We start from the raw sequence: 24240 nt of genomic DNA, 5'->3' as shown, positions 1-24240 counted from the left end.
AGAACCCGGACGAAAGGCCCGCTCGTGTATGCCGCCGTGACCGTCACCCCGGCTCAGCTGCCGGTGACCCTGCTCGACGTGGCGGTGGTGCGGCCGGTTTTCCTATGGGGCGCACCGGGAATCGGGAAATCCGCGCTGGTGCGCCAGTTCGCGGCCACGCTCGGGCTGGACTGCGTCTCCCTGCTGGGTACCCAGCTCGCTCCGGAGGACCTGATCGGGGTGCCGCAGATCGTGGCAGGCAGGAGCCGGTTCTGCCCGCCGGAGCACATCGCCCGCGAGGCGCCCTACTGCCTGTTCCTGGACGAACTCAACGCCGCCTCGCCGGATGTGCAGAAGGCGTTCTACTCGCTGATCCTGGACCGCCGGATCGGTTCCTATGAGCTGCCGCCGGGTTCGGTGGTGATCGGCGCGGGCAACCGGGCCACCGACCAGGCACTGGCCCGGCCGATGGCATCGGCGCTGGTGAACCGCCTGGTGCATATCCACCTGCGGGCATCCGCCACGGACTGGCTGGCCTGGGCGACCGAGCACGGGATCCACCGGTGGGTGATCGAGTACCTCACCCAGCGCCCGGATCACCTGTGGAGCGAACCGCCGAAGACCGAGGAGCCGTTCTCCACCCCGCGTTCCTGGCACATGCTCTCCGATGTGCTGCATTCCGCAGGCCCCGACGTCGGCGAGGACACGGCGGCCCTGCTGGCCTACGGCACCCTGACTCCCGCGCACGCGGCGGCCTTCCGCGGCTACCTCAAGGTGGCCCGGCACGCCCACGACCTGAACGCGATCATCAAGGGGGACGCGCGCTGGCCCGCCGATCCGGCCGAGCGGGACCTGCTGTACTTCCTCGCCGAGACCTTCCGGGCCCGGCTGGTCAAGGAACTGCCCGCGGACAAGCGGCACGCCTCCCCCGGCACCCGCCAGTTCGCCTTCCGCGCGAAGACCCTGCTGGTGGAACTGGCCGAGATCTCGCTGGAGATCGCGCAGCTGGTGATCGCCGAGGAGGACAAGGACCGCCCGCTGCTGCCAGCCTGGTTCCTGGTGGAGGCCGCCAGGGACATGCCCCGCCTGGTCGCGGCCCGGTCCGGCACGTGAACAGCGGCCGCGCCAGGGCCGAGGCCAAGCGCAGGGCACGCAGGCTCGCCGCGTTACGCGCGGGCTGGGACACCGCCGCGAAACATCCGGCGCTGGCCTGGCTCGCCGAATCGGCCAGGCTGGAACACGCCGACGAGTTCGCGCCGGATGTCTTCGCAACGGTCGACACGCGGGGGGTGATCACCGCCAACCCCAGGGCCGAGGCGGAACCGGCAGAGTGGGCCTGGATGTTCGTGCACCTGCTGCTACATCTCGGGCTCGGCCATCTGGATCAGCGGCGGCTCACCGAGTCCGATGCGCTGCTGCCGGGGGATCTGGTCGACCCGGCCTATGCCGCCGCGTGCTGCGTGGTGGTCAACCGGTTCGCCGAGGTGGCCAGGGTCGGGCGCGCGCCGTTCCTGATGCCCGAGCTGCCCGGCGGCGAGGAGGACGAGCTGATCGAGCGGTGGCGGCGGGAGGGCGTGCCCGCGCACTATCGCGGCTGCGGCACCGGCGGGTCCCGGCCGTGTCTCACCGTCGCGCCGCGCTCGTGCTGGCGGCCGGACCGGACGACCGGGAACACCCGGACCTGGCGTGACCTGTTCGCCCGCGGGCTCGCCGACGCGGCGCACGGCGCCATCGAGCAGGCCGCCGAGTCCCGCGGCCAGGCGGTGCGCGGCCGGAGGATGCGGGCATGGGACCGTGCGCTGGGCTGGTTCGTGTCCTCTTTTCCCCTGCTCGGCGCGGTGGCGGCCCGGCTGACCCTGGTGGACGACCCGGAGATCGCGCGGGCCTGGGATATCACGATCGCCGCGGTCAGCCCCGAGCACGGCGAGATCTACGTGAATCCGCACGTCGACCTGACCGAGCAGGAGTGGCGGTTCGTGCTTGCGCACGAGATGCTGCATGCCGCGTTGCGCCACGACCTGCGCGCCAAGGGGCGGGACCCGTACCTGTGGAACGTGGCCTGCGACTACGTGATCAACGGCTGGCTGGTGGAGATGGCGGTCGGTCACCTGCCCGAGGGGACGTTGTACGACCAGCGGCTCGCCGCGCTGTCCGCCGAGTCGGTCTACGACACGCTGTGCACCGATCTGCGCCGGTCCCGCAAACTCGCCACCCTGGGCGGCCGGGCGGTGGGTGATGTCCTCGGCGACTGGCTGAGCAGGCCGGATGCCGCCCGGCGGCGCGGATCGCGCCGGGCCGACCGGCCCCCGCCGCCGTGGGAGCGCACCGGGCAGGTGTCCTCGGTCGACCTTGACGAGTTCTACCGCAGGGCGCTGGTCGCCGGGCTGGAATACCACCGCCGCGCGGATCGCGGCTTGATCGCGGCCGGGCTGGAGCAGGAGATCAAGGCACTCGAGCACCCGCCGCTGCCCTGGGATGCCCGGCTGGCCCGGTGGTTCGATGAGCACATCCGGGCACCCGAGAGCCGGCGCAGCTACGCCCGCGCTTCCCGTAGGCAGTCCGCCACCCCGGACATCCCGCGGCCAGGACGGCTGCGGCCGGAAGAACTCACCCGGCAGCCGACCTTCGGCGTGGTCCTGGACACCTCCGGTTCGATGAACAGCACCGTGCTCGGTAAGGCGCTCGGCGCGATCGCCTCCTACGCCATGGCCAGGGACGTGCCCGCCGCCCGGATCGTGTGCTGCGACGCGGTCGCCTACGACGCGGGCTATCTTCCGGTCGGCGCGATCGCGGGTCGGGTGACGGTGCGCGGCCGGGGCGGCACCGTCCTGCAGCCGGGCGTGACGCTACTCGAACGTGCCGCCGACTTCCCCGCCGACGGTCCGATCCTGATCATCACCGACGCGGCCTGCGATATCGTGCGGGTCCGGCGAGAACACGCCTTCCTGATCCCGGCTGGCGCCAGGCTCCCGTTCACGCCGCGCGGCCCGGTGTTCCGGATCCGCTGAGCCGGGCCGCCGGGCGGCGAATCAGCCGGAGACGCTGACGGCGTCCACGACGAAGACAAGGGTGTCCTGGGCCAGCGGGTGGTCCGGCTGGTTGCCGTAGGCCATGTCCGCGGGCACGACCAGCAGCCTGCGGCCGCCCTCCTTCAGGCCGAGCAGGCCCTCGTCCCAGCCTTCGATGACCTCGCCGTTGCCGACCGTGAGCGCGATCGGCTGCTTGCCGAAGGAGCTGTCCTTCTCCTCCCGGTCCGCCCAGGTGAGCAGCAGGTAGTTCATCTCGACCTGGCTGCCCTGGGTGATCTCGGCGCCGTCGCCCTCGCTGAGGTCCTCCACCAGCAGCTCCGAGGGCGGGGCGCAGTTGTCCGGGATGGTGATCTCCGGCTTGGCACCGAACTCCCCGGACACCTCGATGTCCTCGGCGGTGCACTCGGGGCCCTGGTCGCCGGGTGAGGTCGTGACGCTGCCCTCGGTCCCGCCCGGTTCCGGGGCTCCGGACGACTGGGCCACATGCGTCGGCGTCGGATCGCTGCCCGGGGGCTGGTCCGAGGGCTGCTCCCCGGGTGGGGAGCATGCAGCGAGTGCGACTGCGGCGAACGCCGCGACCATGATCGTGCCAGCTTTGCGCATGGCGCCAACTTTAACCGGGCGCCGACTCGCCGTTCACCGGACCCGAGATCGGCACCGGCTCCGCCCCGGTGTGCAGGATCCCCAGCCGCTGGGTGGCTCTGGTGAGCGCCACGTACAGGTCGTTCAGCCCGTTCGGCGACTCGGCGACGATCTCGTCCGGGGACACCAGCACCACCCCGTCGAACTCAAGGCCCTTGGCCAGCTCCACGGTCAGCAGGGACAACCGTGCGTTCTCGCCCTCCGGCGCGGCCAGCGGCCCTTCCAGCGCGGCGCCGAGTGGTTCCAGCTGGGAAGCCGGGCACAGCACGGCGACGGTTCCGCCGTCGGCCGCGGCCAGTTCCTGCTCGGCGAGGCCGCGGATGGCCGCCGGCACCTCGGCCCGGTCCATCCGGCGTTGCCAGGGCACGGTCCCGGACTCACGGACCGAGGTGGGCACCGCAAGGTCCGGGTTCGCCGCCGCGAGCACCCGCGCCGCCACCGTCATGATCTCGGCGGGGGTGCGGTAGTTCACGGTCAGCTCGCGCAGCCGCCACCGGTCCTCGACGTACGGCCGCAGCACCCGCGCCCAGGAGGAGGTGCCCGCGGCAGACCCGGTCTGCGCGACATCGCCGACCACGGTCATGGACCGGCTCGGGCACCGCCGCATCAGCAGCCGCCAGGCCATCGCGGACAGCTCCTGCGCCTCGTCCACGATCACGTGCCCGAAGGTCCAGGTCCGGTCCCGCGCGGCCCGTTCCGCGGCGGACAGCTCGTTGCTGCGCTGCTGCCGTTCGGCCAGCAGCTCGGCGTCCAGCACATCCCGCACCCGCAGGATCTCCTCGTCGATGATCTCCTCGTCCTGTTCCAGGACGTGCAGCACGCCCTCGGCGTAGGCGCGTTCCTCGCGTTCCCGCTGTTCGCGCCGCGCCCTGGCCTCGGTGTCGTCCACCCCGAGCAACTCGGCGAGCTCGTCCAGCAGCGGGACGTCCGCGGGTGTCCAGTAGGAGCCGGGGGCGCGGGCCAGCAGGTCGCGTTCCTCCGCGCTGAGGTGCCCTGCCGTCGCGCCGGCCAGCCGCTGCGCCGAGCCGTACAGGTCGTTCAGCAGTTCCGGCGGGCTGAGCTTGGGCCACAGCTCGTCGAACGCGGCCCGCACGGCCGCGTTCTCGGCCAATTCCGCGCGGATCGTGGCCAGGTCCTGCGCGTCCAGCACCTCGGCGTCCGGGGTCTCGTCCGCGGCCAGCGGGATCTCCGGCAGGCCATCGAACACGTTGTCCTCGGTCCGCTGTGCCGACTGCCGGGTGAGCTCGTCCAGCAGGAGGTCCACGAACACCCGCCGGGCGAGGTTGTGCGGCTTGCGGGTGTCCCGTGCCTTGCGCCGTGCGCGCTCACAGGGTTCCCGCTCCAGGGTCAGGGTCTCGCCCTCGACCTCGATCTCCAGCACCGGATCGGGCACCTGCTGCCGGTCGGCGACGGCTTGTTCCAGCACCTCGACCATGCTCGGCCGCCCCTTGATCTCGGCCGCCTCCCTGCTGTCCTCCCCCAGCGCGGTCAGGCCCGGGTACAGCTCCCCCACGGTGGCCAGCAGCACGCCGGTCTCCCCCAGTGCGGGCAGCACCTGCCCGATGTAGCGCAGGAAGGTGCTGTTCGGGCCGACCACGAGCACGCCGCGGCTGGTGAGCTGCTCCCGGTAGGTGTAGAGCAGGTAGGCGGCGCGGTGCAGCGCGACGGCCGTCTTGCCGGTGCCGGGGCCGCCCTGCACCACCAGCACACCGTTCAGCCCGGCCCGGATGATCTGGTCCTGCTCGGCCTGGATGGTGGCGACGATGTCGGCCATCTCGCCGGTCCGTCTGCGCTCCAGCGCCGCGAGCAGCGCAGCCTCCCCGGCCAGCCCGAGGTCGTGCCCCTGGTCGGCGGCGTTCAGGTCGAGGATCTCGTCGTCGAGGCCGACCACCTTGCGGCTGAGCGTGCGGATGTGCCTGCGCCTGCGCACCCCCTCCGGCGAGGCGGCCGTGGCCAGGTAGAACGGCCGCGCCACCGGGGCTCGCCAGTCCACCAGCAGCGGCTGGTAGTCGTCCTCCTCGTCGAAAAGGCCGAGCCTGCCGATGTGCACGGGCTCGTCGGCTTCGAAGTCGAGCCTGCCGAAGCACAGCCCCTGCTCCACGGAGTTGAGCTGGGACAGGCGCTCGGTGAAGGTGGTCGCAGCGGTGTCCCGTTCGGCCCGCGCCTGCGGTGGACCGCCCGACTGCTGCAACGCCTCGGTGAGCCGGGCCTGCGCGGTCTCCCGTTCGGTGTCGAGCTTGTCGTACAGCAGCGTGAGGTAGTCCTGCTCCGCCGCGATCTCGTCGGTGTTCTCTTGTTCCCGGTCGGACGGGGACACTGACAAGGGCAACCCACTTTCGGGTCGGGATGTTGATCGGCCGAGAGCACCAACGTCGCAGGCCACGCCGATGTTCCCGGTTGGGGACGGCAAACGCGCGTACGTGGGGAGCAAACACGCGGTTGTGAGCGGCAAACACGCCGAGTCCGGCGTGTTTGCCGTCTGCGCGCACGTGTTTGCCGTTGACGCGCACGCGTTGGCTGTTTGCGTACGGCCAACAGGCGGCCGGGGGTCAGAAGGGGAGGCCCAGTACCGGGAGACCGATGGCGGAGTCCACGGCGAGGGCGCAGAACACGATCATCAGGTACGTGTTGGAGCGGTGGAAAAGCGACATCGGCTTGGTCTGCTCGCCTGCGCGGACCGCGGCGTACAGCCGGTGCGCGTAGAACAGGAACCAGGCGCCGGCCAGTGCGGCGAAGGCGGTGTACAGCCAGCTGGTGGCCGGAGCCAGCAGCAGGGTCCAGCCCACCATCACCCAGGAGTAGACGACGATCTGCCGCGCCACGTGCTGCGGGGTGGCCACCACCGGCAGCATCGGCACACCTGCCCGCTCGTAGTCCTCGCGATACTTCATCGCCAGCGCCCAGGTGTGCGGCGGGGTCCAGAAGAAGATCACGCCGAACATCACGAACGCGGGCCAGGCGACCGTGTTCTCCACCGCGGCCCACCCGATCACCACCGGCATGCAGCCGGCCGCGCCGCCCCACACCACGTTCTGCGGGGTACGGCGCTTGAGCACCAGGGTGTACACGAAGATGTAGAACAGGATCGTCGCGATCGCCAGCGCGGCGGCCAGCAGGTTCACCGTCAGCAACAGCACCGCGAAGGACGCCAGCCCCAGGGCCAGCCCGAAGATCAGCGCGCCGAGCCGTGGCACCGAGTCCCGCACCAGCGGGCGTCGCTTGGTGCGCTTCATCACCTTGTCGATATCGGCGTCGATCACGCAGTTCAGCGCGTTCGCGCTACCCGCGGCCATGGTGCCGCCGACCAGCGTCGCCAGCACCAACCACGGGGACGGGATATCCCGTGCCGCAAGGAACATCGCCGGAATGGTGGTGACCAGCAGCAGTTCGATCACGCGCGGCTTGGCCAGCGCGGCATATGCGCCGACGGTGCGCAGGAAGCCACGCCCGCCGTTCGCGGGAGGTTCGCCGGTGGGGTGCACGGAGCCAGCGGGGCCGGTGGGGTCACCGCTGCCATGCGCAGCGTGCACCAACGACATTTCGCTCCCTGCATCAGTTCGGGTGGTGGGCACCGATCGACGGAAATCCCGAGGTCGGCACTCGCCGTGATCGTAGTTGGCGCGGTTTCATCCCCCGTTCGCGGGTCCGCCCTGCGCGGCGCCCTGCCAACCCCGCCGCACCTACTACCCTGACCACTGCGGGCATGGCTGGACTTCGGTATCGATTAAGATGACGGCCGGCTGCGCACTTGGTCGAGAGATACAGTCAGGAGTTCGAGTTCAGTGTCCCACCCCACGTCCCACCCATCGCCGCACCCGTCGCCGCACACCGGGCCCATCAGCGAGAACAACCCACTGGTCCGGCGGAACCTGCCCGCCGACTGGAGCGAGCAGGACACCCGCGCGGTGGACACCGTCCGGGTCCTGGCCGCCGACGCGGTGGAGAACTGTGGCAGTGGTCACCCCGGCACCGCGATGAGCCTGGCGCCCGTCGCGTACTCCCTGTTCCAGCGGATCATGCGGCACGACCCGGCGGATCCCGAGTGGCCCGCCCGTGACCGGTTCGTCCTCTCCGCGGGACACAGCAGCCTGACCCTCTACATCCAGCTCTTCCTCGCCGGGTACGGCCTGGAGATGGCCGACCTCGAGCAGCTGCGCAAATGGGAGTCGAAGACCCCTGGCCACCCGGAGTACCGGCACACCCCCGGGGTGGAGACCACCACCGGCCCGCTCGGCCAGGGCCTGGCCAACGCGGTGGGGATGGCAATGGCGGCCCGCAGGGAGCGCGGCCTGCTCGACCCCGGGCCCGCTCCAGGGGAGAGCCTGTTCGACCACTTCGTCTACGTGATCGCCTCGGACGGGGACATCGAGGAGGGCGTCACCTCCGAGGCCTCCTCCATCGCCGGGCGCCAGGAGCTGGGCAACCTGGTGGTGATCTACGACGACAACAAGATCTCCATCGAGGACGACACCAACATCGCGCTGTCCGAGGACACCGCCAAGCGGTACGAGGCCTATGGCTGGCACGTGCAGGTGGTCGACGGCGGCGAGGACGTGGCGGCCTTCGAGCAGGCCATCGCGGCGGCCAAGGCGGACACCACCCGGCCCTCGTTCATCCTGTTGCGCACCATCATCGGCTACCCCGCGCCGAACAAGATGAACACCGGCAAGGCGCACGGCGCCGCGCTGGGAGCGGACGAGGTGGCCGAGGTCAAGCGGATCCTCGGGTTCGACCCCGAGCGCAGCTTCCAGATCGAGGACGAGGTGCTGGCGCACACCCGCGCGGCGCTCGACCGCGGCAAGCAGGCGCACGCGCAGTGGCGGGAGCGGTTCGAGGCCTGGGCGGCGGCCAACCCGGAGCGCAAGGCACTGGCCGACCGGCTGCGCACCCGCAGCCTGCCATCAGGCTGGGAGCAGAAGCTGCCGGAGTGGGACCCGGACGAGAAGGGCATCGCCACCAGGAAGGCCTCCGGTGAGGTGCTGAACGCGATCGGCGATGTGCTGCCCGAACTGTGGGGCGGCTCCGCCGACCTGGCCGAGAGCAACAACACCATCATCAAGAACGCCACCTCGTTCGGGCCGGAAGCGGCGGCCACCGAGATGTTCCAGGCCGAGCCGTACGGCCGGAACCTGCACTTCGGCGTGCGGGAGCACGCGATGGGCTCCATCCTGAACGGGATCGCGTTGCACGGCGGCACCCGGCCCTACGGAGCGACCTTCCTGATTTTCAGCGACTACATGCGCCCCGCGGTTCGGCTGGCGGCACTGATGAAGGCCCCGGTGACCTACGTCTGGACGCACGACTCGATCGGCCTTGGCGAGGACGGCCCGACGCACCAGCCGATCGAGCAGCTGTCCGCGCTGCGCGCCATCCCCGGCCTGAACGTCGTGCGGCCCGCCGACGCGAACGAGACGGCGGCGGCCTGGAAGGCGGTGCTCGAGGACAACGACACGCCGTCCGGGCTGGCGCTGACCCGGCAGAACGTGCCGGTACTCGAGGGCACCAAGGAGAAGGCGCCCGAGGGCGTCGCCAGGGGCGGCTACGTGCTCGCCGAGGCGACCGGCGGCAGCCCGCAGGTGGTGCTGATCGCCACCGGCTCGGAGGTGCAGCTGGCCGTCGAGGCGCGGAACACCCTGGAGGCCGATGGCGTTGCCACCCGTGTGGTGTCGATGCCGTGTGTCGAGTGGTTCGACGCGCAGGACGCGGCCTACCGTGAGTCCGTGCTCCCGGCCGGGGTGAAGGCACGGGTCGCCGTGGAGGCTGGCGTCGCGCAGAGCTGGCACCGCCTCGTCGGCGACGCGGGCGAGATCGTGTCGATCGAGCACTTCGGAGCGTCGGCCGACTACAAGACCCTGTTCCGCGAGTTCGGTTTCACCGGCGACGCCGTCACCGCCGCCGCGCGCCGTTCGCTGGAGCGGTCCGGCAAGTAACACGCGAAGGGGATAACCATGAGCACCACCGATAGGCTCGCTCAGCTCTCCGGGGCCGGGGTGTCGATCTGGCTGGACGACCTGTCCAGGGAGCGGCTGAACACCGGCAACCTCGCCGAGCTCATCCGGGACAAGCACGTCGTGGGCGTCACCACCAACCCGACGATCTTCGCGGGCGCGCTCTCCGCGGGCGCGGCCTACGACGAGCAGGTGGCCGAGCTGGCCGGGCGCGGCGCCGATGTGGACGCCGCGGTGCGCGAGCTGACCACCACCGACGTGCGCAATGCGGCCGACCTCTTCCGCGAGGTCTACCGGGACACCGGCGGGGTGGACGGCCGGGTGTCCATCGAGGTGGACCCGCGGCTGGCCAGGGAAACGGACAAGACCGTCGCCGAGGCACAGGACCTGTGGAAGACCGTGGACCGGCCGAACGTGCTGATCAAGATCCCGGCCACCGAGCAGGGACTGCCGGCGATCACCCGCACCCTGGCCGAGGGCATCAGCGTGAACGTCACGCTGATCTTCTCCACCGAGCGCTACCGCGAGGTGATCGAGGCCTTCTTCACGGGTCTGGAGCAGGCCAGGGCGAACGGGCACGACCTGTCCGGGATCCACTCGGTCGCCTCCTTCTTCGTGTCCAGGGTGGACTCCGAGGTGGACAAGCGGCTGGCGGAGATCGGCACCGGCGAGGCGAAGGCCATGCTCGGCGAGGCCGCGATCGCCAACGCGCAGCTGGCCTACGCCACCTACCAGGAGATGTTCGGCACCGAACGGTGGCGGGCGCTGGCCGAGCAGGGCGCCAACGCGCAGCGGCCGCTGTGGGCCTCCACCGGAGTGAAGAGCCCGGAGTACTCCGACACCCGCTACGTGGACCAGCTGGTGGTCTCCGGGACGGTGAACACCATGCCGGAGAAGACCCTGGAGGCCACTGCGGATCACGCCGAGATCAGCGGGGACACCGTCACCGGCACGGCGGAGCGGGCCAGGGCCGTTTTCGACCGGCTCGCCGTGATCGGCGTGAACGTCGATGATGTGTTCCGCGTACTGGAGAACGAGGGCGTGCAGAAGTTCGAGAAGTCGTGGACCGAGCTGCTGGACACGGTTTCCGGCCAGCTCGAAAAGGCGAGGAGCTGACGAGACGGATGGCGGACTCCACAACGCTCGCGGTCACGGTCGGCGAGGTCGTTCCCGGCGCGACCGGTGCCGACCTGGTTGGCAAGCTCGTCGAGGACCGGGTGGCGAGCAGAGTCGCGGCACAGGACCCCACGCTGTGGGGCCCGGATGCCGAGTCCGAGGCCGCCATCCGGCTGGCCTGGACCACGCTGTACAAGACCTCGCGCCCGCTGATCGGCGAGATCGAGGCACTGCGCGAGGAACTGCGCGCCGAGGGCATCGACCGGGTCGTGCTGGCCGGGATGGGTGGCTCCTCGCTGGCACCCGAGGTGATCACCGCGACCGAGGGTGTGCCGCTGACCGTGCTGGACACCACCGACCCAGGGCAGGTGGCCGACGCGCTGGCAGGCGACCTGGACCGTACCGTGCTGGTGGTGTCCTCCAAGTCCGGCGGCACCGTGGAGACCGACAGCCACCGGCGGATCTTCGCCAGGGCCTTCACCGAGGCCGGGGTGGACGCCGCCGCCCGGATCGTGGTGGTGACCGATCCCGGCTCGCCGCTGGCCGAGCTCGCCGAATCCGAGAGCTACCGCAGGGTGTTCCTCGCCGACCCTGACGTCGGTGGCCGCTACTCGGCGCTGACCGCGTTCGGGCTGGTGCCTGCCGGGCTGGCCGGTGCGGACGTGGCCAGGCTGCTGGACCAGGCGGCCAGCGCCAGCGAGCTGGTGTCCGCCGACACCGAGGACAATCCGGCGCTGAAGCTGGCCGCCGCGCTGGCCGCGGCGCACGAGGTCGGTGCGGAGAAGGTGGTGCTGACCAACACCGACGCGGGCAGCGCGAACACGCTCACCGGCTTCGGCGACTGGGCCGAGCAGCTGATCGCCGAGTCCACCGGCAAGCAGGGCACCGGGCTGCTGCCGGTGGTGGTCGGGGGGCCGAACGCCCCCGGGTTCGCCGACGCGGGAGCGGACGCCCTGCCGGTGGCGATCGGACCGATGGTCGGCGGGGCCAGGGTGAGTACCCGTGGCTCGCTCGGCGGGCAGTTCCTGCTCTGGGAGTACGCCACCGCGATCGTGGGCAGGCTGCTCGGGATCAACCCGTTCGACCAGCCCGATGTGGAGGCGGCGAAGCAGGCGGCCCGGTCCCTGCTGGACGACCCGAGCGCGCTCGGCGGCTCGACCGAACCGTCCACTGTGGTCGGCTCGGTGGAGGTGTACGCCTCGGCGGGCACCTCGGGCGACGACGGGCTGGCCGCCGTGCTGCGCGAGTTCCTGGGTTCCGCTCCGGAGGGTGGGTACCTCGCGGTGCAGGCCTATCTGGACCGGCTGGACGACGCCTCGGCCGCGCTGCTGCGCAACGAGCTGGCCGGCCGCGGCGGGTTGCAGACCACCTTCGGCTGGGGCCCGCGATTCCTGCACTCGACCGGGCAGTATCACAAGGGGGGCCACCAGAACGGGATCTTCCTGCAGATCACCGGCGCGGTGGACCATGACCTCGAGGTACCCGACCGGCCGTACACTCTGGGCACCCTCCAGCTCGCGCAGGCGCTCGGTGACGGGCAGGTGCTGCTCGAGCACGGCAGGCCCGTGCTCCGGCTGCACCTCACCGACCGGGCGGCGGGACTGGCCGAACTCGTCCGTGCGATTCAGGAACTGTGATCAATGAGTCGTCAGTGGACCAACCCGCTCCGGGACCCGCGGGACAAGCGGCTGCCCAGGATCGCGGGCCCCTCCAGCCTGGTGATCTTCGGGGTCACCGGCGACCTCTCCCGCAAGAAACTGATGCCCGCGATCTACGACCTCGCGCATCGCGGGCTGCTGCCGGCCGGGTTCTCCCTGGTCGGTTTCGCCCGCAGGGAGTGGGAACACCAGGACTTCGGCGAGATGGTGCACGACGCGGTGGCCGAGCATGCGCGCACCACGTTCCGCGAGTCGGTGTGGAACCGGCTCGCGGAGGGCATCCGGTTCGTGCCGGGCACCTTCGATGACGACGACTCCTTCGACCGGCTGGCGCAGACCGTGCGGGAGCTCGGCGAGGAGCGCGGCACCGGCGGCAACACGGCCTTCTACCTTTCCATCCCGCCATGGGCCTTCCCGGTGGTGACCAAGCAACTGGCCCGCTGCGGGCTGGCCGACGCCGATGCCGACACCTGGCGCCGGGTGGTGATCGAGAAGCCGTTCGGGCACGACCTTTCCAGCGCCAAGGAACTGAACAACGTCGTCAACGACGTGTTCCCCGAGGAGTCGGTGTTCCGGATCGACCACTACCTCGGCAAGGAGACGGTGCAGAACATCCTGGCACTGCGCTTCGCCAACCAGCTGTTCGAGCCGATCTGGAACGCCAACCACGTGGACCACGTGCAGATCACCATGGCCGAGGACATCGGGCTCGGCGGGCGCGCTGGCTACTACGACGGGATCGGCGCGGCGCGCGACGTGATCCAGAACCACCTGCTGCAGCTGCTGGCCTTCACCGCGATGGAGGAGCCGCTGTCCTTCGAACCGAACGCGCTGCGCGCGGAGAAGGTGAAGGTGCTGGCGGCCACCAAGGCGGTGCAGCCCTTCGATCGGACCACCGCGCGCGGGCAGTACGCGGGTGGCTGGCAGGGCGGCACCAAGGTGCCCGGCCTGCTGCAGGAGGACGGCTTCGCCAAGGACTCCACCACCGAGACCTACGCCGCGGTGACCCTGGAGGTGCAGAACCGCCGCTGGGCGGGCGTGCCGTTCTACCTGCGCACCGGCAAGCGGCTGGGCAGGAGGGTGACCGAGATCGCGGTGGTGTTCAAGCGGGCCCCGCACCTGCCCTTCGACTCCTCCTCCACCGAGGAACTCGGGCAGAACGCGCTGGTGATCAGGGTGCAGCCGGACGAGGGCGTCACACTGCGGTTCGGTTCGAAGGTGCCCGGCACCACCATGGAGGTCCGGGACGTGACCATGGACTTCGGCTACGGGCACGCGTTCACCGAGTCCTCCCCGGAGGCCTACGAGCGGCTGATCCTGGACGTGCTGCTCGGCGAACCCTCGCTGTTCCCCGTCAACGACGAGGTGGAGCTGTCCTGGCAGATCCTCGACCCGGTGCTGGAGCACTGGGCCAAGCATGGCGCACCCGAGTCGTACCAGCCGGGTTCCTGGGGTCCGCCGTCCGCGGAGGAGCTACTCGCCCGCACCGGTAGGCACTGGAGGCGTCCGTGATCATCGACCTGCCGTCCACCACCACCTCGCAGGTCAACAACAAACTGGTCGAGCTGCGCGAGCGCGGCGGCGCCGTCGCGCTGGGCAGGGTGCTCACCCTGGTCATCGCGGCTGAGGACGATGAGCGGCTGGAGGACGCCATCGACGCCGCCAACGAGGCCAGCAGGGAACACCCCTCCCGGGTGATCGTGGTGGCCAAGGGCTCCCGTCCGGCCGCGGCGCGGATCGACGGCCAGATCCGGGTCGGTGGCGACGCGGGTGCCAGCGAGGTCATCGTGCTGCGGCTGTACGGCCCGCTGGCAGGCCAGGGGCAGAGCGCGGTGGTCCCGCTGCTGCTGCCGGACGCGCCGATCGTGACCTGGTGGCCCAGCGGCGGGCCGAAGGCGCCCGCCCAGGATCCGCTCGGGCAGATCGCCCAGCGCCGGATCACCGACTCGGCAGCGGAGAAGAACCCGATCCGTACCCTGGCCGCCCGCGGCAGGTCCTATGTGGCCGGCGACACCGACCTCGCCTGGACCCGGCTGACCCGCTGGCGTGCCCAGCTGGTGTCCGCGCTGGACCTGCCGCCGTACGAGAAGGTCACCGGGGCGACGGTGACCGGCGAGGCGGACTCGCCCTCCACCGAGCTGCTGGCCGGCTGGCTGGCGGAGTACCTCAAGGCCCCGGTGAAGCGGGTCAAGACCAGTGAGGCACAGGGCATCGTCTCGGTGAGCCTGGACCGCCGCTCCGGTCCGATCGAACTGCACCGGCCGGACGGGCGGGTCGGCAGGCTCACCCAGCCCGGCCAGCCCGCGCGGCGGATCGCGTTGCAGCGCCGGGACACCAGGGACTGCCTGATCGAGGAGCTGCGCAGGCTCGACCCGGACGAGATCTACCAGGCGGCGCTGCACGGGCTGGACAAGCTCACCAGCGGCGGCGGCCGCAAGCGCACCGCCACCGCGAGCGGTAGCGGCGGCAACAGCACCAGGGGCACGACGAAGACGACCAGGAAGGCCGCGCAGTGAGCGATACCGATGTCGTCGTGCATGCCGATCCGGACCTGCTGGCGGCGGCCTGCGCCGCCAGGCTGATCACTGCGGTGCTGGACGCGCAGGCGCAGCGGGGCACCGCCTCGGTGGTGCTGACCGGCGGTGGCACCGGCATCGCGGTGCTGGAGCAGGTGCGGCAGTCCCCCGCCAGGGACGCGATCGACTGGTCGCGGGTGGACCTGTACTGGGGCGACGAGCGGTTCCTTGCCGCGGACGACGACGAGCGCAACGAGAAGCAGGCCCGGCAGGCCCTGCTCGACCACGTTCCGGTCGATCCGGCCCGGGTGCACCCGATGGCGCCCGCCGACGGCCCGTTCGGCGACGACCCGGAGGCCGCGGCCGCCGACTACGCCAGGGTGCTCGCCGAGGCCGCGGGCCCAGGGCGGGAGGTACCAGCCTTCGATGTGCTGCTGCTGGGGCTGGGCGGCGAGGGGCACACCGCGTCGATCTTCCCGGACTCCCCCGCCGTACACGAGCAGGAGCGCTCGGTGGTCGCCGTGCACGACTCGCCGAAACCGCCGCCCACCCGGATCTCACTGACCCTGCCCGCCATCCGGCAGGCGGTCGAGGTGTGGCTGGTCACCACCGGCGAGGCCAAGGCCGAGGCCGTCGCGCTGGCCCTGGCCGGGGCGGACGAGGTGCGGCTCCCGGTCGCCGGCGCCCGCGGCAGCCTGCGCACCCGCTGGCTGCTGGACCGCGCCGCCGCGCCCCGCCGCTGACCTCCCCCAGCTCAGACGGCGTGTTTGCCGTCCACGCACCCGTGTTTGCCCGCCACGCGCACGCGTTGGCCGCCTGCGCGCATGAGTTGGCCGCGCACGGCGTCACCTGACGACGACTCTTCGTAGTGATAGTTGCGCTACGTGCACAGCATGCCGCACTATCACCCGAACAGGTGTCTCAGCTCGGCAATTTGACCCCCTCCGATGGGAATAATCGCACTCTTAGCATCCGCACATTTGTTCGTTGCTGCGCGTCCCATTCACGCCACGAGCACCTCTCCTCAGTAAGCGTCCACAAGACGAGAGGTCCAAGCCATGACCACAGAGGGACTCTTCCTCCAGGGAGTTTCGGTCGGCGGCCCTGGCGCGGGGGCCGCCGACCGAGCACGGCGACCGGCCACGCTCATCGAACGGTCGTCGTTCTTCCGGCGCCCCGGGGTCCGCTCCTTCGGACTCGATGCGGCCGCGATCCTGCTCGCCGTCCTCGACGTCTGGCTGGTGATTCCCGCGGAGGCCCAGCCCTACTCGATGGTGCTGTCCGGCATCGCCTGCCTGGCGCTGGTGGCTCGACGTTGGTTCCCGTTCGCCGTCCTGCTCGCCACGATTCCCGGCTTCCTGGTCGGCTGGTCGCAACTGGCGGCCATGATCGCGCTGGGCATGCTGGCCACCCGGATGCAGATGCACTGGCAGGTGTGGGTCGGCGCCGCGCTGATCTGGACCTGCCGGTTCGTGCAGTGGCCACCCGAGGACTTCCTGGCGCAGAGCTGGCAGGAGCACGTCTTCCACGGGATCTACGGGGTCATCGTGGCCGGGATGCCGGTCGCGATCGCGTTCCTGATCGGGGCGCGGACCGAGCTCTCCGCCCGGCTCCGGGAACTGGCCGACAGCCGGGACCGGGAGAAGAAGCTGCACGCCCAGGCCGTGCGCGCCGAGGAACGGGCGCGGCTGGCCAGGGAGATGCACGATATGGTCTCGCACGACATCACCCTGATCGCCATGCAGGCTGGGGCGTTGACCATGGCGAACTCCACCGAGGACGCCCAGCGCACCGCCAAGACCATCCGCGAGCTCAGTACTCACACCCTCGAGGAACTGCGTGCGCTGGTCGGCATGTTGCGCTCGGGCGCGGAGAACGACGAGGAGGCCCAGCCCGGCATCACCGAGCTGAAGCAGCTGGTGCGCAACGCCGACGTGCCGGTACAGCTGACGGTCGAGAGCGTCCCGGACGGCCTGCCGACCCAGGTGTCCAACGCCGCATACCGGACCGTGCAGGAATGCCTGACCAACGTGCACAAGCACGCGCCAGGGGCGACTGCGGTGGTCCGGGTGCTGGGGGAACGGGACGGCCTGCGGATCGAGGTGCTCAACGACCGGGCTCGCAAGCAGGTGTGTGGCCTGCCCTCCGGCGGCAACGGTCTGGCCGGGCTGGCGGAGCGGGCGCGGCTGCTCGGCGGCACCTTCGAGACCGCCCCCACCGACGACGGCGGCTTCCGGGTCCAGGCCCACTACCCCGTCTCCACCACCTGAGGGGTCAGGGGCGGCGGGTGCCGTCGTAGTAGCCGTCGGGGCTGTCGACGGGCTCGCCGTGCCGGTTGTAGCCGTCGTACTGGTTGTACCTGGCCCCGGCGTTGCCCTCCTCGATGTCCTCGGCATCGTTCTGCTCGTGGCTCTGCGGCTCGTAGGCGATGCCGCGGGCGCCAATGCCGACCGGGTTCGGCTTGAACCCCTCGTTGACCAGCCCGACCTTCTCGCCGAACTCCCGGAACCCACCGTCCGGTACCGGACCGTTCTTGATCGCCTCCGATGCCCGGCGACCCAGGTCGTCGGCGTTGTCGATCAGGTCCCGGCCGCGGCCCATCCGCTGGGCCGCGGTGTCGCCGGTCCGGGCGGCGAAGCCACCGAGATCATCGGCAACGCCGGTGACCCGGTCCGCGCCCCGGCCGACCGAGGCGGCCACGTTGTCGACCCGCGAGGCACCGCGGCCAAGGCTCTCCCCGACGGAGCTGATGCTGGTCCCCGCGCCCGGCGACACCTTGCCGACCGCGCCACCAGCCTTGCCGAGCCCGGAACCGATCTTCGCGCCGACCGCGGCGATGTCGTCCAGCACCTTGGCCAGGTGCGCGCCAGCCTTGCCGAGCTTCGCCAGCAGGCTGCTGATCTTGCTTGCGATCTTGGCGACCGTCATCCCGATCCGGCCGACCGCGTAGGTGATGTACCCGGCGACGGTGGCGCCGAAGGAGATCACCGAACCGGCCAGCGCAGCCAGCGCGCCCTTGATCAGCTCCGCGATCACCGCGGAGACGATGTCCCGCACGATCGCCCGGCAGGTGCCCACCATGGTGCCCGCGGTCGCGACCACGGCGGCGGCGCTGCCCGCGCTGGTGGAGAGGGCCTCGATGCCCAGGGCCATATCCTTCGACCTGGCGTCGTAGGCATCCCGCGCGTCCCCGGACCAGCCTGCCAGGTCGCCCTGCACCGTGCCGGGGACGTCCCGCGCGATGGCTTCCAGTTCTCGCTGCACCGCGGTCCAGTTGTCCGCCCCGGCCTGGATGGCTCCCGGGTCGCCCGCGAGCTTGTCCAGCGCCTCGGTCAGCGGCCCGATGTGTTCGATCAGCCAGCCGACGCCCGCGGCGAGCAGGGTGCCGACCGGATCGACCGCCATGGCCAGCCCGTCCAGGGCGAGCACCCCGGCACTGGCCGCGAACTCACCCCAGTCCTCGTCTTGAATGGCCGCCGAGGTGGCACGGACCGAGTCGATGACCCCGGCGCCGCTGGTCGCACCGCGGGCCGCGTCGTTGTCCAGGTCGACCATGGTCTAGTTCCCCCCGGTACGGAACGGCTTCTCGTGCTTGTCCTCGGCCTGGTCGTACTGGTCCGCCGCGGCGCGAACGGACTTCGCCAGGTCGCGGATATCGTTCGCGTAGTCGGCGATCTCGCGGGTCGCCTCGGCCGTCACCCTGCGGGCCTCCCCGGAGAAGACCTGCCCGATCACCCCGAAGGTGTCGATGCCGAACTCGAACGAGCCGCCCTTCTCTCCCGCCTCGGCCACCCGGTCGGCGACCCGGTCCAGGCTGCCGCCGTGCGTGCGCAGCTCGGCGGTGACGACGGTGAATCCCTTGCCCATAGTTGCCACTCCCAGTCGCGGGATGTTCGCGTACTCAGTAACCGCGCTGCAGGAAGCTCTGCGGTGGCTCCTCGTCATCCTGGCCGGAGCCGGTGCGCCGCCCGGAACCGCCGGAGCCGTCCCGCTCCTCGGCTTCCTCCGCGGGCAGCTGGCTGCGCAGGAACTCCGCGCCCGTTTCCCCCGCGAACGGCTCCACGATCTCGACCGCGCGCCGCGCCACCGCGGCCTGTGCCGTACCGGCCAGCCGCAGGATGGTGGCGGACAGCTCCGCACCGGAGGACCGCATCGCCGTGTCCTCCACGACCAGCCCGCGCAACGCACCGCTGGCACCCACCGTCACCCGCACCGCGCCGTCCGCGGAGGAGGCCGTCTCGCTCAGCTCCCCGAGCTGTTCCTGCGCCTGCTCGGACTGACGCACCATCTCCGCGCCACGCCGCCGCAGGTCGGCCAGCCAGTCCGGCTCCGGCTGCTCGGTCATACGCTCACTCCCCAGAATCGGTTAGTGCCGCTCCGACGGTTGCACCTGCCCCGCCGGTTCCCGATCCGCGGCACTTCGCCGGGGAAGGGCGCGCTGCCGCCACCACACCAGCAACAGGCGTGCGGCGAGGGCGAGCAGCAGCACCGGCAGCGCCAGCCGCGCGAACCACGCGTGCGCGGACCACGCGGCACCGTCCGCGCCGAGGGTAGTGCTCAGCCCGACGATCGCGAACACCCCGCAGAGCACACCTGCGCCCAGCCGGGCGACCCTGGCCAGCAGGAACGGCCGGGTGGGCTCGGTGGGACAGCCGCGGCGCGCGCGGTACCTGGCCAGGATCAGACCGGTCAGCAGGACCAGCTGCCCGAGGATGACCACCAGCAGGGGCGGCCAGGTCAGCGGTCCCCACGAGGACAGCTCCGCGGTGCCGGGGCGAACCGGGAAGGCCATGCCGCCGGCGAGCACGAGCCAGTAGCCGCTCGCGACGACCAGCGCGGGCCGGGCCCGTGTGCGCGCCCTGCGCCTGCGGGTCTCCCGTTCGGCGCCCGCGCGTGGCCGCAGCCAGAACGGCCAGGCCAGGGCCGGGAGCCCGACCGCGATCAGCAGCGACCAGGCCAGCCCGGTGTAGCGATGAGGAACCTCGAGGTCCACAGCCGAGCCCGCATGGCCGAACTTGTCCGTGGTGCGCAGTTCGCGCACCTGGACCGTGCTGCCGTTGTCGGTGGCGGACAGGTCGGTGGTGGAAACCGTGGTGCGCTCGGTGGCACCGCCGGACCAGGTGACGGTGAGGTCGCAGGAGTGCTGGTAGGCCAGCCCGACGGCCGCGGCCCAGCCGGTGGGACGGCAGTCCCGCACCACCGCGCTGCCCTGCCTGCCGGTGCTTTCGTCCGCACTCAGCGCCCCGCCGATGCCCGCGGACAGGCCGAACTCCAGTACCACCAGCAGCAACAGCCCGCGCACCAGGAGCTGCGCCACCAGTTGCGGAATGAACAGCCTGCGCTCGGTGGGCCCCAGTTGGGACCAGCGCCGCCAGCCCGCCAACCGCGGCTCAGACGTCGCGGCGCTGGCGGAGGCGTTCCAGTGCGTCGGCCAGGATGGCCTCGCCGTCGGCGTCGCTGCGCCGCTCCTTCACGTACGCGAGATGCGTCTTGTACGGCTCGATGCGGGGCGCCTCGGGCGGGTTCTGCTCGTCCTGCCCGCCGGGCAGCCCGCATCGCGGGCAGTCCCACTCCTCCGGGATCTCGGCGTCCATGGCGAACGAGGGCCGTGCCTCGTGCCCGTTGGCGCACCAGTAGGAGACCCGCCGACGGGGCGCGGACTCGCCGCGCTCCGACTCGCCGGACGGGCCGGCACCAACCCTGGTGCCCCGAATCGCGTTACCGCCAACCATGAATCCTCACAGTGTCTCGTCAAGACGCCAGCCGTCGGAGCAGCTGCCTCCCCAGCAGGACGGCGCCCCACAGCGACGTGTCCCGGCTCGGCCGGGACACGTATCCGCAGGGCGCCATCTGCTCCGACATCACGTCTTGGATCGGTTTCACACTTATGGAATCGGTGGCGCACCCCCCGTGAGGCACGCCCGCACGCTAGACCTTGAGCAGCAGCCCAAGACCGATAATGGCGATCAACCAGACCGCGCCGAGCAGCAACGTGATCCGGTCGAGGTTCTTCTCGGCGACGCTCGAGCCGGCGAGGCTCGACTGCATGCCGCCGCCGAAGAGGGACGACAGTCCGCCACCGCGACCGCGGTGCAGCAGCACGGCCACGATCAGCAGCACGCTGGAGGCGATCAACAGGATCTGCAGGAACAGCTTCATCTCATCCTCGTCAGTGCGACGGCCGGTTGTCCCAGGCTACCGGGTGACCGCCACGGTCAGGGTAACGGCCCACCAGCGGCGAGCGCGCAGAGTTTGGTGAACTCCTCGGCTTCGAGGCTGGCCCCACCCACGAGCGCCCCGTCGACGTTGTCGCACGCCACCAGGTCGGCGATGTTACCTGACTTCACCGACCCGCCGTAAAGCACACGCACCTCGTCGGCGATCTCCTGGCCGTACTTCTCGGCCAGTGCGGCGCGGATCGCCGCGCACACCTCCTCGGCATCGGCCGGGGTCGCCACCCGGCCGGTGCCGATGGCCCACACCGGCTCGTAGGCGATCACCGTGCCACGGACCTGCTCGGCCTTGAGCCCCTTGAGCCCGGCGATGAGCTGCCCGGTGGTGTGCGTGATGTGCTCGCCCGCCTCGCGGACCTCGAGCGGCTCGCCGACGCAGAGGATCGGGGTGAGCTCGTGCTTGAGGGCGACCCGGACCTTCTTGTTGACCAGCTCGTCGTTCTCCTCGTGGTGCTGGCGCCGCTCGGAGTGCCCCACCACCACGTAGGTGCAGCCGAGCTTGGCCAGCATCGCGCCGGACACATCACCGGTGTAGGCCCCGGAGTCGTGCGGGGACAGGTCCTGCGCCCCGTGCGCGAGCAGCAGCTTGTCCCCGTCGATCAGGGTCTGCACGCTGCGGATGTCGGTGAACGGCGGCAGCACCGCCACATCGACCTTGGCGAAGTACTTCTCCGGCAACGAGAAGGCGATCTTCTGCACCAGCGCGATGGCCTCGAGGTGGTTGAGGTTCATCTTCCAGTTGCCTGCGATCAGCGGCTTGCGCGCCATCACTCACTCCCCTGCAGCACGGACACCCCGGGCAGTTCCTTGCCTTCCAGGTACTCCAGCGAGGCACCGCCCCCGGTGGAGATATGCGAGAACTCCTCCTCGGGCAGGCCGAGCACCCGCACCGCGGCGGCCGAGTCACCCCCGCCGACCACGCTGAACGCCGCCGAGTCCGCGATGGCACGGGCCACGCCGCGGGTGCCATCGGCGAAGGGTGCCAGCTCGAACACGCCCATCGGCCCGTTCCAGAACACGGTCGCGGCCTCGGCCAGCGCGCCGGCGAAGGCCCGCACGCTGTCCGGGCCGATGTCCAGGCCCATCCAGCCCTCGTCGATGGCATCCACCGGCACGGTGCGGGTGTTCGCGTCCGCGGCGAAGGCGTCCGCAGCGACCACGTCGACCGGCAGTACGAGCTTGTCCCCCGCCTCCTCGATCAGCCGCTTGCAGGTGTCGACCATGTCCGCCTCCAGCAGCGAACCGCCGACCCCGTAGCCGCGTGCGGCGAGGAAGGTGAAGCACATCCCGCCGCCGACCAGCAGCTTGTCCACCTTCGGCAGCAGCGCCTCGATCACCGCGAGCTTGTCGGAGACCTTGGAGCCGCCGAGCACCACGGCGTAGGGCCGGGCGGGGTCGCCGGTCAGCGTGCTGAGCACCTCGAGCTCGGCGAGCACCAGACCACCCGCGTAGGCGGGCAGCGCCCTTGCCACCTCGTACACCGAGGCCTGCTTGCGGTGCACCACGCCGAAGCCGTCGGAGACGAAGGCTGCGCCCTCGCCGGCCAGCGCGGCGAGCTCACCGGCCAGCTCGGCCCGCTCGGTGGCGTCCTTGCTGGTCTCCCTCGGGTCGAAGCGCACGTTCTCCAGCAGCGCCACCTGCCCGGCGGCCAGCGAACCGGCCACCGCCTTCGCCTGCGGGCCGACCACGTCCCCGGCCAGCTCGACCGGGCTGCCGAGCAGCTCGCCGAGCCGGGTGGCGACCGGCGCGAGGGAGTACTTCGGCTCCGGCTCGCCCTTCGGCCTGCCGAGGTGGGCGGTGACCAGCACCTTGGCCCCGGCCTCGGCCAGCCGCTCGATCGTCGGGAGGGCCGCGCGCACCCGGCCGTCGTCAGTGATCGTCTGCCCGTCGAGCGGGACGTTCAGGTCGGAGCGCACCAGCACGTGGCGGCCCGAGACGCCCTCGCCCAACAGGTCGTCGAGTGTCTTGACCGCCATCGCTCAGGACAGCTTGCTGCCGACGAGCTTGGCCAGGTCCGCGAGGCGGTTGGAGTAGCCCCACTCGTTGTCGTACCAGCCGACCACCTTGACCTGGTTGCCGATGACCTTGGTCAGCGGTGCGTCGTAGATGCAGGAGGCCGGGTCGGTGACGATGTCGGAGGAGACGATCGGCTCCTCGCTGTAGCGCAGGATGCCCTTGAGCGGACCGTCGGCCGCCGCCCGGTAGGCCGCGTTGATCTCCTCGATGGTGGCGCTCTTGGACAGCGTGACGGTGAGGTCGGTGCTGGAGCCGGTTGGCACCGGCACCCGCAGCGCGTAGCCGTCCAGCTTGCCGTTCAGTTCGGGCAGCACCAGGCCGATCGCCTTGGCGGCGCCGGTGGAGGTCGGCACGATGTTCAGCGCGGCGGCGCGGGCGCGGCGCAGGTCCTTGTGCGGGCCGTCCTGCAGGTTCTGGTCCGCGGTGTAGGCGTGGATGGTGGTCATCAGGCCCTGCTCCACCCCGAAGGTGTCGTGCAGGACCTTGGCCAGTGGCGCGAGGCAGTTGGTGGTGCAGGAGGCGTTGGAGATGATCGTCTGCGAGCCGTCGTAGGCGCTGTCGTTCGCGCCGAGCACCACGGTGAGGTCCTCACCCTTGGCAGGCGCGGAGACGATGACCTTCTTGGCGCCTCCCTCGATGTGCTTGCGGGCGTCGTCGGCATTGGTGAAGAAGCCGGTGGACTCCAGCACGACGTCCACGCCGAGGTCGCCCCATGGCAACTTGGCCGGGTCGCGCTCGGCGAGCGCCTTGATGGTCTTGCCGCCGACGACGATGCCCTCGTCGTTGGTGCTGACCTCCTCGGAAAGCCTGCCGAGGATGCTGTCGTACTTGAGCAGGTGGGCCATGGTCTCGACGTTGCCGAGGTCGTTGAACGCGACCACCTCGATGTCGTGGCCGCTGGCCTGCACGGCGCGGAAGAAGTTGCGGCCGATCCGGCCGAAGCCGTTGACGCCTACGCGAACCGTCACTGCTCTGCTCTCCCTCGGGTCCGCCCCGGGCGTACCGGGGTCCACTTGAAGCGGGCTCTGAAGTGTCCTCGGCCGTAACCCTAGCGTGCCGACCTGCGTGAATCCGCAGGACCCAGGCGAGATCCGCGTTACCTG

21 protein-coding genes are annotated in these 24240 nt (G+C 71.0%); 9 read left to right on the top strand and 12 right to left on the bottom strand.

The features are described 5' to 3' along the window. The first annotated feature begins 24 nt into the window (after positions 1-24). Positions 25-1092 carry an AAA family ATPase gene (locus tag KOI47_RS14450; protein ID WP_216216471.1) on the top strand — a complete coding sequence of 356 codons (1068 nt, stop codon included), beginning with the start codon at positions 25-27 and terminating at the stop codon, positions 1090-1092. After that, positions 1089-2987 carry a vWA domain-containing protein gene (locus KOI47_RS14445; RefSeq protein WP_216216470.1) on the top strand — a complete coding sequence of 633 codons (1899 nt, stop codon included), beginning with the start codon at positions 1089-1091 and terminating at the stop codon, positions 2985-2987. The genes KOI47_RS14450 and KOI47_RS14445 overlap by 4 nt, the downstream gene beginning before the upstream one ends. A gap of 21 nt (positions 2988-3008) precedes the next feature. Here KOI47_RS14445 and KOI47_RS14440 read toward each other — a convergent pair whose 3' ends face one another. The 3 genes from KOI47_RS14440 to KOI47_RS14430 all read right to left on the bottom strand — a co-directional run bounded on the left by KOI47_RS14440 (position 3009) and on the right by KOI47_RS14430 (position 7189). Next, entirely contained in the window at positions 3009-3611 is a 603-nt protein-coding gene (locus KOI47_RS14440) for an FKBP-type peptidyl-prolyl cis-trans isomerase (protein ID WP_216216469.1), read from the bottom strand. Between the two features lie 10 nt (positions 3612-3621). Further along, on the bottom strand, positions 3622-5973 hold the full coding sequence (locus tag KOI47_RS14435; RefSeq protein WP_216216468.1) for a HelD family protein: 2352 nt from the start codon (positions 5971-5973) through the stop codon (positions 3622-3624). A 226-nt stretch (positions 5974-6199) separates the two neighbouring features. Further along, positions 6200-7189: a heme o synthase gene (locus KOI47_RS14430; protein ID WP_216216467.1), complete on the bottom strand. Its 990-nt coding sequence runs from the start codon at positions 7187-7189 to the stop codon at positions 6200-6202. A gap of 243 nt (positions 7190-7432) precedes the next feature. Here KOI47_RS14430 and tkt point away from each other — a divergent pair, with 243 nt between their 5' ends. The 7 genes from tkt to KOI47_RS14395 all read left to right on the top strand — a co-directional run bounded on the left by tkt (position 7433) and on the right by KOI47_RS14395 (position 17158). Next, positions 7433-9580 (top strand): transketolase, encoded by a 2148-nt coding sequence (tkt, locus tag KOI47_RS14425; protein WP_232376738.1) that lies wholly within the window; start codon positions 7433-7435, stop codon positions 9578-9580. An 18-nt stretch (positions 9581-9598) separates the two neighbouring features. After that, entirely contained in the window at positions 9599-10714 is a 1116-nt protein-coding gene (gene tal / locus KOI47_RS14420) for a transaldolase (protein WP_216216466.1), read from the top strand. An 8-nt stretch (positions 10715-10722) separates the two neighbouring features. Next, entirely contained in the window at positions 10723-12351 is a 1629-nt protein-coding gene (locus tag KOI47_RS14415; RefSeq protein WP_216216465.1) for a glucose-6-phosphate isomerase, read from the top strand. 3 nt (positions 12352-12354) lie between these two features. Continuing rightward, positions 12355-13884, top strand: a complete 1530-nt coding sequence (zwf, locus tag KOI47_RS14410; RefSeq protein ID WP_216216464.1) for a glucose-6-phosphate dehydrogenase — start codon at positions 12355-12357, stop codon at positions 13882-13884. Continuing rightward, on the top strand, positions 13881-14888 hold the full coding sequence (gene opcA, locus KOI47_RS14405; protein ID WP_216216463.1) for a glucose-6-phosphate dehydrogenase assembly protein OpcA: 1008 nt from the start codon (positions 13881-13883) through the stop codon (positions 14886-14888). The genes zwf and opcA overlap by 4 nt, the downstream gene beginning before the upstream one ends. Further along, on the top strand, positions 14885-15631 hold the full coding sequence (pgl, locus tag KOI47_RS14400; protein WP_216216462.1) for a 6-phosphogluconolactonase: 747 nt from the start codon (positions 14885-14887) through the stop codon (positions 15629-15631). Before opcA ends, pgl begins: the two co-directional genes overlap by 4 nt. A 315-nt stretch (positions 15632-15946) precedes the next feature. Continuing rightward, the gene (locus KOI47_RS14395; RefSeq protein ID WP_216216461.1) at positions 15947-17158 is read left to right on the top strand and encodes a sensor histidine kinase; all 1212 of its coding nucleotides are present in this window, start codon (positions 15947-15949) and stop codon (positions 17156-17158) included. Positions 17159-17162: 4 nt separating this feature from the next. Here the strand turns inward: KOI47_RS14395 and KOI47_RS14390 are convergent, their stop codons facing one another. From KOI47_RS14390 to gap, 9 genes are all read right to left on the bottom strand, one after another. Beyond that, entirely contained in the window at positions 17163-18443 is a 1281-nt protein-coding gene (locus KOI47_RS14390) for a WXG100 family type VII secretion target (protein ID WP_216216460.1), read from the bottom strand. Positions 18444-18446: 3 nt separating this feature from the next. After that, entirely contained in the window at positions 18447-18755 is a 309-nt protein-coding gene (locus KOI47_RS14385; protein ID WP_216216459.1) for a type VII secretion target, read from the bottom strand. A 34-nt stretch (positions 18756-18789) separates the two neighbouring features. Further along, the gene (locus tag KOI47_RS14380; protein ID WP_216216458.1) at positions 18790-19233 is read right to left on the bottom strand and encodes a YbaB/EbfC family nucleoid-associated protein; all 444 of its coding nucleotides are present in this window, start codon (positions 19231-19233) and stop codon (positions 18790-18792) included. Positions 19234-19254: 21 nt separating this feature from the next. Beyond that, the gene (locus KOI47_RS14375; RefSeq protein ID WP_216216457.1) at positions 19255-20271 is read right to left on the bottom strand and encodes a DUF6346 domain-containing protein; all 1017 of its coding nucleotides are present in this window, start codon (positions 20269-20271) and stop codon (positions 19255-19257) included. Positions 20272-20278: 7 nt separating this feature from the next. After that, positions 20279-20620, bottom strand: coding sequence for an RNA polymerase-binding protein RbpA (locus tag KOI47_RS14370; RefSeq protein WP_216216456.1), 342 nt, complete (start codon positions 20618-20620; stop codon positions 20279-20281). Positions 20621-20816: 196 nt separating this feature from the next. After that, entirely contained in the window at positions 20817-21047 is a 231-nt protein-coding gene (gene secG, locus KOI47_RS14365; protein WP_216216455.1) for a preprotein translocase subunit SecG, read from the bottom strand. 56 nt (positions 21048-21103) lie between these two features. Then, positions 21104-21889 carry a triose-phosphate isomerase gene (gene tpiA, locus KOI47_RS14360; RefSeq protein ID WP_216216454.1) on the bottom strand — a complete coding sequence of 262 codons (786 nt, stop codon included), beginning with the start codon at positions 21887-21889 and terminating at the stop codon, positions 21104-21106. Then, positions 21889-23097, bottom strand: coding sequence for a phosphoglycerate kinase (locus KOI47_RS14355; protein ID WP_216216453.1), 1209 nt, complete (start codon positions 23095-23097; stop codon positions 21889-21891). Before KOI47_RS14355 ends, tpiA begins: the two co-directional genes overlap by 1 nt. A 3-nt stretch (positions 23098-23100) precedes the next feature. Continuing rightward, the gene (gap, locus tag KOI47_RS14350; protein WP_216216452.1) at positions 23101-24105 is read right to left on the bottom strand and encodes a type I glyceraldehyde-3-phosphate dehydrogenase; all 1005 of its coding nucleotides are present in this window, start codon (positions 24103-24105) and stop codon (positions 23101-23103) included. Positions 24106-24240: the final 135 nt, after the last annotated feature.

Source organism: Amycolatopsis aidingensis (genome assembly GCF_018885265.1).
GTDB lineage: Bacteria > Actinomycetota > Actinomycetes > Mycobacteriales > Pseudonocardiaceae > Amycolatopsis > Amycolatopsis aidingensis.
The sequence above is the reverse complement of the archived record's forward strand: the minus strand, read 5'-3'. Positions and strand labels throughout refer to the sequence as shown.